Origin of the sequence: Streptococcus mitis, from assembly GCF_023109515.1 — a bacterium.
GTDB classification, from domain to species: Bacteria; Bacillota; Bacilli; order Lactobacillales; family Streptococcaceae; genus Streptococcus; species Streptococcus mitis_CS.
In genome coordinates this window covers 212,215-226,615 of the sequence record NZ_JALDUM010000002.1, presented here as the reverse complement: position 1 = coordinate 226,615, position 14,401 = coordinate 212,215, and the positions used below count along the sequence as shown (strand labels likewise).

General features: G+C 38.6%; 13 protein-coding genes and 2 pseudogenes. 14 read left to right on the top strand and 1 reads right to left on the bottom strand.

Annotated elements, in window-relative coordinates:
* Positions 1 to 187: 187 nt before the first annotated feature.
* From M1G05_RS06755 to M1G05_RS06700, 12 genes and pseudogenes are all read left to right on the top strand, one after another.
* Complete coding sequence (locus tag M1G05_RS06755) at positions 188 to 883, top strand: AzlC family ABC transporter permease (RefSeq protein ID WP_084865160.1); 696 nt, start codon at positions 188 to 190, stop codon at positions 881 to 883.
* The gene (locus tag M1G05_RS06750) at positions 873 to 1,196 is read left to right on the top strand and encodes an AzlD domain-containing protein (protein WP_049515534.1); all 324 of its coding nucleotides are present in this window, start codon (positions 873 to 875) and stop codon (positions 1,194 to 1,196) included. Before M1G05_RS06755 ends, M1G05_RS06750 begins: the two co-directional genes overlap by 11 nt.
* A 209-nt stretch (positions 1,197 to 1,405) precedes the next feature.
* Complete coding sequence (locus M1G05_RS06745; protein WP_049500712.1) at positions 1,406 to 2,236, top strand: amino acid ABC transporter substrate-binding protein; 831 nt, start codon at positions 1,406 to 1,408, stop codon at positions 2,234 to 2,236.
* A gap of 153 nt (positions 2,237 to 2,389) precedes the next feature.
* Positions 2,390 to 3,244, top strand: coding sequence for a MetQ/NlpA family ABC transporter substrate-binding protein (locus M1G05_RS06740; protein WP_000694505.1), 855 nt, complete (start codon positions 2,390 to 2,392; stop codon positions 3,242 to 3,244).
* A 96-nt stretch (positions 3,245 to 3,340) separates the two neighbouring features.
* Positions 3,341 to 4,714 carry a M20 family metallopeptidase gene (locus M1G05_RS06735; RefSeq protein WP_045612393.1) on the top strand — a complete coding sequence of 458 codons (1,374 nt, stop codon included), beginning with the start codon at positions 3,341 to 3,343 and terminating at the stop codon, positions 4,712 to 4,714.
* Complete coding sequence (locus M1G05_RS06730; protein WP_033680837.1) at positions 4,707 to 5,768, top strand: methionine ABC transporter ATP-binding protein; 1,062 nt, start codon at positions 4,707 to 4,709, stop codon at positions 5,766 to 5,768. Before M1G05_RS06735 ends, M1G05_RS06730 begins: the two co-directional genes overlap by 8 nt.
* Position 5,769: 1 nt before the next feature.
* Positions 5,770 to 6,462: a methionine ABC transporter permease gene (locus M1G05_RS06725; protein ID WP_000444647.1), complete on the top strand. Its 693-nt coding sequence runs from the start codon at positions 5,770 to 5,772 to the stop codon at positions 6,460 to 6,462.
* 129 nt (positions 6,463 to 6,591) lie between these two features.
* Positions 6,592 to 7,461, top strand: coding sequence for a helix-turn-helix domain-containing protein (locus tag M1G05_RS06720; RefSeq protein WP_049502605.1), 870 nt, complete (start codon positions 6,592 to 6,594; stop codon positions 7,459 to 7,461).
* A gap of 341 nt (positions 7,462 to 7,802) precedes the next feature.
* Positions 7,803 to 9,737, top strand: coding sequence for a class III lanthionine synthetase LanKC N-terminal domain-containing protein (locus M1G05_RS06715; protein ID WP_049502606.1), 1,935 nt, complete (start codon positions 7,803 to 7,805; stop codon positions 9,735 to 9,737).
* Complete coding sequence (locus tag M1G05_RS06710) at positions 9,734 to 10,978, top strand: MFS transporter (RefSeq protein WP_238095537.1); 1,245 nt, start codon at positions 9,734 to 9,736, stop codon at positions 10,976 to 10,978. The genes M1G05_RS06715 and M1G05_RS06710 overlap by 4 nt, the downstream gene beginning before the upstream one ends.
* 16 nt (positions 10,979 to 10,994) lie before the next feature.
* Positions 10,995 to 11,120 (top strand): annotated as a pseudogene (locus M1G05_RS06705) (ABC transporter permease); the annotation flags it as partial.
* A gap of 109 nt (positions 11,121 to 11,229) precedes the next feature.
* Positions 11,230 to 11,340: pseudogene (locus tag M1G05_RS06700) on the top strand (ABC transporter permease); the annotation flags it as partial.
* A gap of 89 nt (positions 11,341 to 11,429) precedes the next feature.
* On the opposite strand, the gene M1G05_RS06695 reads toward M1G05_RS06700, so the two are convergent.
* Positions 11,430 to 11,999 (bottom strand): MptD family putative ECF transporter S component, encoded by a 570-nt coding sequence (locus tag M1G05_RS06695; protein ID WP_247953394.1) that lies wholly within the window; start codon positions 11,997 to 11,999, stop codon positions 11,430 to 11,432.
* Between the two features lie 134 nt (positions 12,000 to 12,133).
* Here M1G05_RS06695 and M1G05_RS06690 point away from each other — a divergent pair, with 134 nt between their 5' ends.
* Together M1G05_RS06690 and M1G05_RS06685 are read left to right on the top strand one after the other, a co-directional pair.
* Complete coding sequence (locus M1G05_RS06690; protein ID WP_247953393.1) at positions 12,134 to 12,748, top strand: YesL family protein; 615 nt, start codon at positions 12,134 to 12,136, stop codon at positions 12,746 to 12,748.
* Positions 12,726 to 14,396, top strand: a complete 1,671-nt coding sequence (locus tag M1G05_RS06685) for a sensor histidine kinase (RefSeq protein WP_345773055.1) — start codon at positions 12,726 to 12,728, stop codon at positions 14,394 to 14,396. The genes M1G05_RS06690 and M1G05_RS06685 overlap by 23 nt, the downstream gene beginning before the upstream one ends.
* The last annotated feature ends 5 nt before the right edge of the window (positions 14,397 to 14,401 follow it).

Below are 14,401 nucleotides of genomic sequence, written 5' to 3'. Positions count from 1 at the left end.
AATGTGTTATAATAGTCCATGCTGTGGCTGGAGCTTGTTCAGCCTACTTATACTCTTAGAAAATCTCTTCAAACCGCGTCAGCTTCTATCTGCAACCTCAAAACAATGTTTTGAGCAACCTGCGGCTAGCTTTCTAGTTTGCTCTTTGATTTTCATTGAGTATTATTAAGACAATATGAGGAGAAAGATGAAAGAAAAAGGATTTTGGGAGGGGGCGCAGGCAGCCATGCCAACTGCCCTTGGTTATGTCAGTATCGGACTGGCTTGTGGAATTATTGGTGCGCCCTATGTGACACCTGTGGAGATGGGCTTGATGAGCCTCTTTGTTTATGCTGGGAGCGCCCAGTTTGCTATGCTGGCCTTGATTGCGGTTCAAGCACCTGTAGCGGCTATTGCTATGACGGTCTTTTTGATTAATTTGCGTCTCTTTTTGTTGAGCTTGCATGCGTCAACCTATTTCCGTCATACCAGCCTCTGGCAAAATATCGGTATGTCTAGTCTCTTGACGGATGAGACCTATGGCGTTTTGATGGGCGAGTTAGCCCATGCAGACAAGGTCCATCCGATGTGGATGCACGGAAATAATCTTAACAGCTATGTGGCTTGGTTTGTGGGAACAGTAGTCGGAACGGCTCTGGGTGGTCTGCTGCCAAATCCAGAAATCTTTGGCTTGGATTTTGCCCTGGTTGGGATGTTTATTGGTATTTTTGCTTCGCAATTTCAGATTATGCAAAGACGGATTCCTGTCCGCAATCTGCTCATTATCCTAGCAGTTGTTGCGGTGTCCTTCTTTTTGCTCTTGACAGTGGTGTCTCAGTCACTAGCTGTTCTGTTTGCGACGCTACTTGGTTGTACAATGGGGGTGGTTTTAGATGGTCAGTAAGTATCTTTTATTAGCAGTTATTTTCTCTGGCTTGGTGACTTGGATTCCCCGTATGATTCCCTTCATCTTAGTCAAGTATAAGGGCCTGCCTGCGATCGTTGAGCGTTTTTTGAAGTTCTTGCCTGTTTCTATTATCTTTGCCTTGATTCTTTCAAGCGTAGTGACAGGTAAGGTTGGGAGCCTTCCTCAAATTAAATTGCTAGACTTCTTAGCCGTCTTTCCAACAGCTTGGGTAGCCTTTCGCTACCGCAATCTAGTCGGAACAGTTCTCTTTGGAGTGGTCTTAATTGCACTCTTGCGTTTGGTCTTTTAATACTCTTCGAAAATCAAATTCAAACCACGTCAGCGTCGCCTTACCGTACTCAAGTACAGCTTGCGGCTAGCTTCCTAGTTTGCTCTTTGATTTTCATTGAGTATAAATCAGCCATAAAGAAAACCTATCACAGAGATAGATATCATATAATGGCGTAAATGGTCTTTTTCTGTTAAGATTATAAGGTATTCTATTTTGGAGGAAATGACATGAAAAAAATCGTTAAATACTCATCTCTTGCTGCCCTAGGGCTTGTTGCTGCAGGTGTGTTAGCAGCTTGCTCAGGTGGTGCTAAGAAAGAAGGAGAAGCAGCTAGCAAGAAAGAAATTATCGTTGCAACTAATGCTACACCAAAACCATTCAACTATGAAGAAAATGGCGAATTGACTGGTTACGAAATTGAAGTGGTTCGCGCTATCTTTAAAGACTCTGACAAGTATGATGTCAAGTTTGAGAAGACAGAGTGGTCAGGAGTCTTTGCAGGACTTGATGCCGACCGTTACAATATGGCTGTTAGCAACATCAGCTACACTAAAGAACGTGCTGAAAAATACCTTTACGCAGCTCCAACTGCTAAAAACCCTAACGTTCTTGTAGTGAAAAAAGATGACCCTAGCATCAAATCGCTTGATGATATCGGTGGAAAATCAACAGAAGTTGTTCAAGGGACAACATCTGCTAAACAGCTAGAAGATTACAACAAACAACACTCAGATAATCCAACTGTCCTAAAGTATACTAAAGCGGACTTCCAACAAATCATGGGACGCTTGAGCGATGGCCAGTTTGACTACAAGATTTTTGATAAAATCGGTGTTGAAACAGTCATTAAGGACCAAGGTTTGGACAACTTGAAAGTGATCGAACTTCCAAGCGACCAACAGCCTTACGTTTACCCACTTCTTGCTAAAGGTCAAGATGAGTTGAAATCATTTGTAGACAAACGTATCCAAGAACTCTACAAAGACGGAACTCTTGAAAAATTGTCTAAACAATTCTTCGGAGACACTTACCTACCAGCAGAAGCTGATATTAAATAATTTCTTGAAATCATCCATTCTGAATAAGGTGGATGATTTCTCAGTTTTTAAGGATATAGTTTTAAACTATATATCTGACTATCTAATAACAATTTGTGAAATAAAACAAATTGTGAGATACTAGTACGGTATTATTTTTAAGGAGAAAGAATCATGAAAATCAAAAAATGGCTTGGCCTAGCAGCCCTTGCTACAGTCGCAGGTTTGGCTCTTGCAGCTTGCGGAAACTCAGAAAAGAAAGCAGACAATGCAACAACTATCAAAATCGCAACGGTTAACCGTAGCGGTTCTGAAGAAAAACGTTGGGACAAAATTCAAGAATTGGTTAAAAAAGACGGCATTACCTTGGAATTTACAGAGTTCACAGACTACTCACAACCAAACAAGGCAACTGCTGATGGCGAAGTAGACTTGAACGCTTTCCAACACTATAACTTCTTGAATAACTGGAACAAAGAAAACGGAAAAGACCTTGTAGCGATTGCAGATACTTACATCTCTCCAATTCGCCTTTACTCAGGTTTGAATGGAAGTGATAACAAGTACACTAAAGTAGAAGACATCCCAGCAAACGGAGAAATCGCTGTACCGAATGACGCTACAAACGAAAGCCGTGCGCTTTACTTGCTTCAATCAGCTGGCTTGATTAAATTGGATGTTTCAGGAACTGCTCTTGCAACAGTTGCTAACATCAAAGAAAATCCAAAGAACTTGAAAATCACTGAATTGGACGCTAGCCAAACAGCTCGTTCATTGTCATCAGTTGACGCTGCCGTTGTAAACAATACCTTCGTTACAGAAGCAAAATTGGACTACAAGAAAGCACTTTTCAAAGAACAAGCTGATGAAAATTCAAAACAATGGTACAACATCATCGTTGCGAAAAAAGATTGGGAAACATCACCAAAAGCTGATGCTATCAAGAAAGTGATCGCAGCTTACCACACAGATGACGTGAAAAAAGTTATCGAAGAAACATCAGACGGTTTGGATCAACCAGTTTGGTAATAAGAAACAGGGAGGTGGGAGAGAAAATTCCACCTCTTGCTTTTGTATAGAGCATGGATTGTCAGGAAGAGTAGTTTATAGAAAGGTAGAGAGAATATGGTTTTTCCTAGCGAACAAGAACAGATTGAAAAATTTGAAAATGATCATGTGGCCCAGCATTATTTTGAGGTTTTGCGTACCTTAATTTCTAAGAAGTCGGTCTTTGCCCAACAGGTGGGTCTCAAAGAAGTTGCCAACTATCTGGGTGATATTTTCAAGCGTGTTGGGGCCGAAGTGGAGATTGATGAGACTTATACGGCGCCCTTTGTCATGGCGCATTTCAAGAGTTCGCGTCCAGACGCCAAGACCCTAATTTTCTATAACCACTATGACACTGTGCCAGCGGACGGGGATCAGGTCTGGACAGAGGATCCTTTTACGCTTTCGGTGCGTAATGGCTTCATGTATGGGCGTGGGGTTGATGACGACAAGGGTCATATCACAGCTCGTTTGAGTGCTTTGAGAAAATACATGCAGCACCACGATGACCTGCCTGTCAATATCAGTTTTATCATGGAGGGAGCGGAGGAATCGGCTTCGACAGACCTAGATAAATATCTGGAAAAAAATGCGGATAAACTCCGTGGCGCAGATTTGTTGGTCTGGGAACAAGGGACAAAAAATGCCTTGGAACAGCTGGAAATTTCTGGTGGAAATAAAGGAATTGTGACCTTTGATGCCAAGGTTAAAAGTGCTGATGTGGATATCCACTCTAGTTATGGTGGGGTTGTGGAGTCAGCTCCCTGGTACCTCCTTCAAGCCCTACAGTCTCTTCGTGCCGAAGATGGTCGTATCTTGGTTGAAGGTTTGTACGAAGAAGTACAAGAGCCAAATGAACGAGAGTTGGCCTTGGTGGACACTTACGCCCAACGAAATCCAGGGGAAATCAGCCAGATTTATGGTTTGGAATTGCCTCTCTTACAAGAGGACCGCGCAGCCTTTCTAAAACGTTTCTTTTTCGAGCCAGCTCTTAATATAGAAGGGATTCAGTCAGGTTATCAAGGACAAGGAGTCAAAACGATTTTGCCTGCAGCAGCCAGCGCTAAGCTAGAAGTTCGTTTGGTTCCTGGCCTAGAACCGCATGATGTTCTGGAAAAAATTCGGAAACAGCTAGACAAAAATGGTTTTGATAAGGTAGAATTATACTATACCTTGGGAGAGATGAGCTATCGAAGCGATATGAGCGCGCCAGCCATTCTCAATGTAATCGAGTTGGCTAAGAAATTCTATCCACAGGGCGTTTCAGTCTTGCCGACTACAGCTGGGACAGGGCCAATGCATACGGTCTTTGATGCCCTAGAGGTGCCAATGGTGGCCTTCGGTCTAGGAAATGCTAATAGTCGAGACCACGGTGGAGATGAAAATGTGCGAATCGCCGATTATTACACCCATATTGAATTAGTAGAGGAGCTGATTAGAAGCTATGAGTAGAGATATTATCAAGTTAGATCAGATCGATGTGACTTTTCATCAGAAGAAGAGAACCATCACAGCGGTCAAGGATGTGACCATTCACATCCAAGAAGGGGATATCTACGGAATCGTTGGATATTCTGGAGCAGGGAAATCAACCCTTGTACGGGTGATTAACCTTTTGCAAAAACCATCTGCAGGGAAAATTACCATTGACGACGATGTGATTTTTGATGGTAAGGTGACCTTGACAGCAGAGCAGTTGCGTCGTAAACGTCAAGATATCGGGATGATTTTCCAGCATTTTAACCTGATGAGCCAAAAGACAGCAGAGGAGAATGTAGCCTTTGCACTCAAACACTCTGGACTTAGCAAGGAAGAAAAGAAGGCTAAAGTAGCTAAGTTGTTGGACTTGGTTGGCTTGGCAGACCGTGCTGAAAACTACCCTTCACAATTATCTGGAGGGCAAAAACAGCGTGTGGCCATTGCGCGTGCCTTGGCAAATGATCCAAAAATCTTGATTTCAGACGAGTCAACTTCTGCCCTTGATCCGAAGACAACCAAGCAAATTTTGGCCTTGTTGCAAGATTTGAACCAAAAATTAGGCTTGACGGTTGTCTTGATTACGCATGAAATGCAGATTGTCAAAGACATTGCCAATCGTGTGGCAGTTATGCAGGATGGGCATTTGATTGAAGAGGGCAGCGTCCTTGAAATCTTCTCAGACCCTAAACAACCTTTGACTCAAGACTTTATCTCAACAGCTACAGGTATTGACGAAGCCATGGTCAAAATAGAGAAGCAAGAAATCGTGCAACATCTGTCTGAAAACAGCCTTTTGGTGCAACTCAAGTATGCAGGTGCTTCAACAGACGAGCCACTTTTGAATGAATTGTACAAGCATTATCAAGTAACGGCTAATATCCTCTATGGAAATATCGAAATTCTCGATGGTACTCCTGTTGGAGAATTAGTTGTGGTCTTGTCAGGTGAAAAAGCAGCGTTGGCAGGTGCCCAAGAAGCCATTCGTCAAGCAGGCGTACAACTAAAAGTATTGAAGGGAGGACAGTAAGATGGAATCATTGATTCAAACCTATTTGCCAAATGTCTATAAAATGGGTTGGGCTGGTCAGGCAGGCTGGGGAACAGCCATCTATCTAACTCTTTATATGACAGTTCTTTCTTTCATCATCGGAGGGTTCTTGGGGCTAGTGGCAGGTCTTTTCCTTGTTTTGACAGCGCCAGGTGGTGTCTTGGAAAATAAGGTCGTTTTCTGGATTTTAGATAAGATTACCTCTATTTTCCGTGCGGTACCATTTATCATTCTCTTGGCAGTCTTGTCACCCTTCTCTCATCTAATCGTAGGGACAAGTATTGGTCCAAATGCGGCTATCGTACCGCTATCTTTTGCAGTCTTTGCCTTCTTTGCCCGTCAAGTACAGGTGGTATTGGCTGAGCTAGATGGTGGTGTCATTGAGGCGGCTCAAGCTAGCGGAGCGACATTCTGGGATATCGTAGGTGTTTACCTATCAGAAGGTCTTCCAGATTTGATCCGTGTGACGACTGTAACCTTGATTTCCCTTGTTGGGGAAACAGCTATGGCCGGTGCGGTTGGAGCTGGTGGTATTGGTAACGTGGCCATCGCTTATGGATTTAACCGCTACAATCACGATGTGACCATCTTGGCAACCATCATTATCATTTTGATTATCTTTGCAATCCAATTCTTGGGAGATTTCTTGACCAAAAAATTGAGCCATAAATAAAGAGATCTAGGCAATCTGTACATCATTCATAGGAGTTGTCGTTATAGTCAAGACTTGAAATTTTCTGTACTGGTTGCTATCAACCGTTACTTTTATGAGTTAGAGAGTTAAGAATTGTGGGGAGTCAATATGCAAAATCTGGGAGAAGTTTTTAAAGAATTGAGAAAGAGTCGGAATGTATCTCTACAGGAGGCGACGGGAGGAGAGTTTACTTATTCCATGCTTAGCAAATTTGAGCGTGGAGAAGCAGACCTATCATCTATGAAATTGATTACTGCCTTAGATAACATCCACTCTGATTTGAATGAATTTATGTACTTGGTACGTGGTTTTTCTCAGAAAAAGGTTTTGGCTTTTCAAGAAAATCTTTGGGATTTATATGATAGAGAAGGGATTGATTCTCTCCATTCCTTGTATGAAGAGACGACTCAAAAGTATAGATCAAGTGGTGAAACAAGCTATCTTTTACAAATGATTCGTATCAAAAGCCTTCTTGTGTTTTTTGATTCAGAAATAAGAGCAACGGATGAAGAACTGACTTTTCTCTATGACTATTTTTTTACTATTGACATCTGGGGAAATTATGAATTGGAACTATTTTCAACGATTTCTACTTTGTTTCCTCTGCCCCTCTATTTTAAATATTCTAGGGAGATGTTGCAAAAGACGGATTTATTAGGCTCTTTACCTAGTAACAAAGTTGGTATTGACACCATTTTAATTAATGGACTCTTTAAAGCGATAGAGGAAAAGGATAAATTAAAAGCAGATTATTTTATCTTTCAGATTGAAAAACGAGAATTGCCAGAATCTCAAGCTTATCTTAAAATCATTTATATGATTGCTAAAGGGTATTATGATACTATTTTTAATGTAAAAAATAAGGGTCTTGAAAAAATCCAGAGAGGCATTACAATCTTACAAGATTTAGAGTATGTAGATGGTGCAAGATACTATGAAAACTATTTTGCAAATCAACTTTCAAATAAAGATTTGTAATATATTCTCGTTACATCGACTGATGAAAAATAAATAGCCTTGTAGATGGATTGATAATTAGTAGTTTCTAGGCGCTAGAGTTTCTATTTTCAGAAAAAATATATTACAAAAAAGTGGGGAGCCCCACTTTTTTTGTTATACTGGTTCCATAAAACAAAGGAGGTAACAGAAATGACAAAATTTGCAATGACTGCATCAAAACATGCAGAACCAGTCAAAGAATTTGTAGCTACTTACAAATGTTCAGTTCATAAAGGATAATGAACTCAGATTGGCAATATTTTATAAGGAGTATAGATTTGTATATCATACTCCTTTATCTATTTGTAAAAAGGTGAACTATGGATAGAATGGACTTCACATACTATAATGATAATTTATATAAATTGGAAGAATTTGGTTTTAAAATTCATATTTCTGCTACTATAAAGAATTATACACAAGTATTTGATATAGTTAGTAAGTTGCTAGAACGAGAAAGAACTATGTATAAATGTTTGTCTGACTTTGATAAAATTTATAAAAATTTTTCAGAAAATGAATCATCTGCAGAATCAGGGAAGTTTATAACTATTTATCCAAAGAATAGAGATCACTGTATAGATTTACTTGAAAAGCTTTATCAAAAAATACCTTGTGATTTCCAAGGTATTTATATACTAAGTGATAGAAAATATAAAAATTCAAATAATATTTTCTACAGATTTGGATGTAATATTGTTAATGAAGCGCATTTAATTGACGGCTTACCTAGTATGTATGGACCAGATGGGGAAGTTTGGCAAGATTATCAAAAATCTTATTTTGACTTACCTAAATGGATTGAAGATATTCAAGAACCTCAAATATTTGAAGATACATACATGTCTAATAATTATGAAATAAATTCAATAATAAAATCTAGTAATGGCGGTAATATCTATTTAGCTAATTCAAAAAAATATAATAGGAAAGTTGTGATAAAGGAATGCCGTAATTTCGTTTTATCATATATAAATGTAGAAAAGAGGGAGTTTAGAGAAAGAGAGTGGGAGTTATCTAAGAAGCTAATCAAATATATTCCCAAATCGCTTGAAAATATTAATGAATGGACAAATGGATATTTTATTTATGAATTTATAGACGGCTACACATTAAAAGATTTTGTAGATGATTATAACTTATATTCTTATTCTAGTAGTGACATTATTAAAAATTACTCCAATTTTCTTACTTTATTAAGAATTTTTGAAAAAATAATTGAAGTGGTTGAATATTTTCATAAAGAAAATATTGTGTTGAATGATATTCATTCAGATAATATTCTGATTACAGAAATGTTAGATTTGTATTTTATTGACTTAGAAAACTCATATCAATCATCTGAATCTCCGACAGTAGGTATTTATAATGACATTTGTTTAAAAAAATGGAATTGTATAGAAGGTAAAAAAGCAGATTGTTATAAAGTTGCAAACTTGATGTTATTTTTACTGGGGAGATTACACTTGAGAGAAGAAGAAGCTTTAAAAACTAATAAAGTAAAAGAATTACTTCTTCAAAAAGGAATAGTAACGAACATAGATATTCTAATAAATTATCTATTTAGTGATAATCCAGATATACATACTGCTAAAAAAATATTTTCAAATATATATGCAGAGAGACAGAAAGAAACAAAAATTACGTCCTCAAGTACGGCATTTATACCACTAAGTGACGAAGAATTTCTGAATTTATTAGAGTCAAGATTTGATTTTACAGAAAGTATAGATATAACCTCTGATGAATCGTTGGATATATTTGATAGTTTTAATACTTATGGTTTAAATGGTTTATCGGGATTTTTAATTTTTTTACATAAAATTTCTTTCAGCAGATATACTATAAGTAGAGGTATTGAGATTGTATTATCCAATCTGTTAGACATAGGTGGTAGAAAATTTTTGAAAAATTCTACCACAACAGTTTCTCCTTATTTGTTAGATGGAACATCTGGGGTCATAAGAATGTTGTTATATATTGATCCATTTAAATACAAAGATATTATTTTGGATCTGAGTTCGAGTATATTGGTTGAGTATGCTCAGTTTTCTGGATATTGGATGGGAATGGATGGGTTAGCAGATACTCTGTTAGCAGTTAACAAATATTTTCCTAATAATGAATTTATTGTAGTAGCAAAAGAATTATTAATAACTAGTTCTATTCTAAAGGACGTGGGGTTAAATACAGAAAATCTTATTCCTAGAGTGAAGATTGATAGTTTACTGGATTGCCAAGGAGGTCTGTTATGAAACTATTCTTAAGACATCATTTATTTAGAATACTTACCTTATCGAGGTTTTTAAGCTCAAGTGGAGCTTATATTTATAATCTGGTATTTATCGTTTATGCTGCGAGTCTGCCCTTTAAAAATATAGCTGTATTTATGGCGAATATGATTACGATTTTACCTTTCCTATTTACTTTTTATGTTGGGATTAAGGCTGATCATACTCGGAATAAAGCAGGGACAATTATCTGGGTTGGTTGTGTGCAAAGTCTACTATTTCTTTTGATTGCTAGTGTGATTCATGACCAGAACTTCGTGACGTTTGCTTTTATCTGTATGGTTAATATCTGTTCAGATATTTTATCGGATTATACAGCAGGCCTTCGTATGCCGATTATCCAGCATAATATTTCGGAAGATAAGCTCTATGAAGCTTATTCATTTACTCAGTTTGTTTCCTATTTATCAAATCTAGGAGGTCAAGCCTTAGGAGTGTGGTTACTCACAACCAGCAATCAAAATTTTTCTTTTGTTGCGATTGTGAATGCTGGCTTCTTTTTACTATCTTCTCTTATTTTGTTCAAAAATAGAAGAAAATTGACGCATTTGTCTGTAAGTGTAGAGGATAAGTCGATTAGTTTACTCCAACAAGTTAAGGCAATCTATGCGGACATGGATGATATATTTAGACAGAGAGAAAGTAAATCATTGTTTAAAATTATTCTTGTCATTTTGGTAATGAATACTTTGGGAGGAGCTGTTGGAGGTATTTATCACTTTTACTTATTAGACCATACTATCTATCATCTCAGCTATGCTCAGGCCCTATTTTTAATTGAATGTGTTAGCTTGGGAGGAGCTATTATTGGTAGCCTAACTCCCCATGATTATTTTGGTAAATGGTCGTTTTCAAGATTGCTATCGCTCAATGCAATTCTGTTTGTATTACTTGCTACTGCTAATATTTTAGATTTTTCTCCTCTAGTAGGTGTTGCTTGCTTAGCTTTTGTCATGTATTTGATGTCGAAATCAATGCCTAAATTAGATACTCTGTTATTGTCTAATTTGAGCGCGGATGTATTAGCTAGAAGTAATAATCTCTTGAGTATGATTTTTTCCCTAACATTACCCTTGGGGATGTCTGTATTTTCCTTCTTAGCTTTACAAGATATCAGGCTTTGTTGGTGGGTGTTTTTGGTAGTGAGTGTGATAGGGTTGATTTTATCACTAGAAAAAAGAAGTTTTTCGGGTAAAAAATTTTAACCTAGGAAAATCAGGCTTACTAGAAGGTCTGCCAGATTTGATTCGTGTGACGACTGTGACCTTGATTTCCCTTGTTGGTGAAACAGCCATGGCCGGAGCGGTTGGAGCTGGTGGTATTGGTAACGTATCCGTCGCTTATGGATTTATACTCTTCAAAAATCAAATTCAAACCACGTCAGCGTTGCCTTGCCGTACTCAAGTACAGCCTGCGGCTAGCTTCCTAGTTTGCTCTTTGATTTTCATTGAGTATTAACCGCTACAATCACGATGTGACTATCTTGGCAACCATCATTATCATTTTGATTATCTTTGCAATCCAATTCTTGGGAGATTTCTTGACTAAGAAATTGAGGCATAAATAAAATAGGCGCCATAATATCCATAGGGGATTTACCCACTACAAATATTATAGAGCCAAATAAAAAAGAGCCGCCTGGCTCTTTTTTAGTAATCAGATTTTCTGTGCAAATTTTTTACTTAAGGCTTGTCCAATCAAGGCACCCAATAGGGCTCCGATGACTACACTTGCAACAAATAGAAGGATGGTTCCAGGATTTGGCGCAACCATGATACGGTCGATATATTCTTGGGATTTTCCTCTTGCCAGAAGAGTAGCCATATAGGCTTTGGGCGCAATCCACATAAGTAAGATTGGACCAGTTGTGCTAAAGGCAAAGAGAATGAAAGAAAGGAAGTTCTTTGTTTGGTCCTTGTATTTTCCGAGGCTAGCTACTGCATCTGCTAGGAGGCCACAGATAATTCCAGGAAGGAAGGCACCAGCACCGTGTTTAGTTCCCAAGAAAAAGAGAGCAATGACAAGGCCGATAGTGGTAATGGCTCCAAAGCGTGGAACTTTTGCGACTAGGATCATATAGATGCTACCGCCGACAAGGGCAGTAAAGGCAGGCGCATAAAACATATTTCCAGTTTGGTCAAAGAGATTGCCCAAAAGGACACCAATCCCCATAGAGAGGAAGTAAAGAACTGCAAAAAGCAGTGTAGTTAAGATAGATTTCTTCATGAATTGTCTCCTGATAATTTTTTCACAATTCTCATTGTATCACGGTTTGAAGGGATTGTAAATGGATACTAGAAGTTTTTGAAAACGCTTGAAATATGATATAATAGTTTCATAGTTATTTTTAGGGGGATATCATGGGTAGATTTTTAGACTTTGTCTTTAATCGTTTCTTTTTAGGGATGATTGCGACAGCCTTCTTTTGGCTATTAACATTGGCAGGAGGGATTATCCTTGGTCTAGCGCCGGCTAGTGCCACCTTGATGAGCTTATATGCAGAACATGGTTATAGCTTTCGGGAATACAGTTTGAAGGAGGCTTGGTCTCTTTACAAGCAAAATTTTGTTTCAAGCAACCTGATTTTCTATAGCTTTCTAGGAGTGGATCTAGTTTTGGTTTATGGCTTGTATCTCTTGGTGCAATTGCCTCATCAGACTATTATTCATTTGATTGCGACCTTTTTGAATGTTCTAGTAGTTGCCCTGCTGTTTCTGGCTTATACAGTATCTTTGAAATTACAAGTTTATTTTGATTTGTCCTATCGAAATCGTCTCAAACTATCCTTGATTGGCATCTTTATGAGCTTAGCGGCTGTGGCCAAGGTTCTCCTTGGGACAGTGTTACTTGTGGCAATTGGTTACTATATGCCTGCTCTTCTTTTCTTTGTAGGAATTGGGATGTGGCATTTCTTTATCAGTGATATGTTGGAACCGGTCTATGAAAGTATCCATGAAAAATTGGCGACAAAGTAGGATGAAGCAGTTTTGGCTACATACGCTTCTAAGAACCTACAGTTCAGTTATGATGATTATTATTGCGAGTTTTGCAATCTTACTCTCTTACGCTGACTGGGATTCACGGGAAAAGGAAGCTCAAAGAGTAGCCCAGCGTGTAACCACTCGAACAGTCGAAGAGGTGGAATATTATTATCGCGAGTCAGCTCAGCTAGCGCAAGATTTAGTAGCCAATCAAGACCGGATACAAGGGGTTTATAAGTACTTTAGCCTGTCAACTTCTGAATATTTTTATTGGCTGTTGGAGCATCAAGCAGCTTCGTCAACTTCTATTTCTCTGTATGAAAACATTGATGATCTTTATGTCCAAAATGACTCTATAACGGGTGTTGCAATCGTCTTGCAGGATTTTAAAGAAGTTTATGTTTCAACAAGGGATAAAAGAAGTGGTCATGTCTTGCCTGCTGAGGCCTTTAAACCAGAGGCCAATAGTTTTGGCATTCCAGTTCTGGACCCAGCAACGGATCAATCTATAGGAGTGATTTACATCTCCTTGGATCCAGAAGTCTTATATCATGCCATTGACAATACCCGAGGTCATATCCCGATGGCTGTGACTGTGACATCACCATTTGATACGGAGATTTTTCATATTGGTGAGAGGGTCAATAGGGAACATGAGAACTGGTTTGTCGGTTTTACCTCTCATGGATATCAGGTTCAGGTGGCAGTTCCTAAAAACTTTGTTTTACAAGGAACAGTGGCTAGCTCTGCTTTGATTGTGGGCTTGAGCCTTCTCTTTATTGTCATTCTCTATCTGACTTTGAGGAAGACTTTTGCTAATTATCAAAAGCAGGTAGTGGACCTGGTGGATTCCATCCAAGCTATTGCCAAAGGACAAGAAGGTCTTCGCATTGATACGCTTGAAAAGGATCAGGAATTGCTCCTAATCTCGGAGACGACCAATGATATGTTGGATCGCTTGGAAAAGAATATCCATGATATTTATCAGTTAGAGCTTAGTCAAAAAGATGCCAATATGCGGGCCTTACAGGCTCAAATCAATCCTCATTTTATGTATAATACGCTGGAGTTTTTGCGTATGTATGCAGTTATGCAAAGTCAAGATGAGTTGGCAGATATCATTTATGAATTCAGTAGTCTCTTGCGTAACAATATTTCCGACGAAAGAGAGACCCTTCTCAAACAGGAATTAGAATTTTGTCGTAAATACAGCTATCTCTGCATGGTTCGCTATCCCAAGTCCATTGCCTATGGTTTCAAGATAGACCCAGAGCTAGAGAATATGAAAATTCCTAAGTTTACCTTGCAACCGCTGGTAGAAAACTATTTCGCGCATGGTGTTGACCATAGACGGACAGATAATGTGATTAGTATCAAGGCTCTTAAACAGGATGGTTTTGTGGAAATTTTAGTGGTCGATAATGGCCGTGGTATGTCGGCTGAAAAACTGGCAAATATCCGAGAAAAATTAAGGCAGAGACATTTTGAACACCAAGCCAGTTACAGTGATCAAAAGCAGTCTATCGGGATTGTCAATGTACATGAGCGTTTTGTGCTCTATTTTGGGGACCGCTATGCCATTACTATAGAGTCTGCGGAGCAAGCAGGTGTTCAGTATCGTATTACAATTCAAGATGAGTAGAAAGG

Coding starts and splice junctions, on each gene's coding strand:
- M1G05_RS06690 (WP_247953393.1), top strand. CDS start 12,134: ATGGGTAGATTTTTAGACTTTGTCTTTAATCGTTTCTTTTTAGGGATG.
- M1G05_RS06755 (WP_084865160.1), top strand. CDS start 188: ATGAAAGAAAAAGGATTTTGGGAGGGGGCGCAGGCAGCCATGCCAACT.
- M1G05_RS06735 (WP_045612393.1), top strand. CDS start 3,341: ATGGTTTTTCCTAGCGAACAAGAACAGATTGAAAAATTTGAAAATGAT.
- M1G05_RS06710 (WP_238095537.1), top strand. CDS start 9,734: ATGAAACTATTCTTAAGACATCATTTATTTAGAATACTTACCTTATCG.
- M1G05_RS06730 (WP_033680837.1), top strand. CDS start 4,707: ATGAGTAGAGATATTATCAAGTTAGATCAGATCGATGTGACTTTTCAT.
- M1G05_RS06720 (WP_049502605.1), top strand. CDS start 6,592: ATGCAAAATCTGGGAGAAGTTTTTAAAGAATTGAGAAAGAGTCGGAAT.
- M1G05_RS06745 (WP_049500712.1), top strand. CDS start 1,406: ATGAAAAAAATCGTTAAATACTCATCTCTTGCTGCCCTAGGGCTTGTT.
- M1G05_RS06740 (WP_000694505.1), top strand. CDS start 2,390: ATGAAAATCAAAAAATGGCTTGGCCTAGCAGCCCTTGCTACAGTCGCA.
- M1G05_RS06715 (WP_049502606.1), top strand. CDS start 7,803: ATGGATAGAATGGACTTCACATACTATAATGATAATTTATATAAATTG.
- M1G05_RS06695 (WP_247953394.1), bottom strand. CDS start 11,999: ATGAAGAAATCTATCTTAACTACACTGCTTTTTGCAGTTCTTTACTTC.
- M1G05_RS06725 (WP_000444647.1), top strand. CDS start 5,770: ATGGAATCATTGATTCAAACCTATTTGCCAAATGTCTATAAAATGGGT.
- M1G05_RS06750 (WP_049515534.1), top strand. CDS start 873: ATGGTCAGTAAGTATCTTTTATTAGCAGTTATTTTCTCTGGCTTGGTG.
- M1G05_RS06685 (WP_345773055.1), top strand. CDS start 12,726: ATGAAAAATTGGCGACAAAGTAGGATGAAGCAGTTTTGGCTACATACG.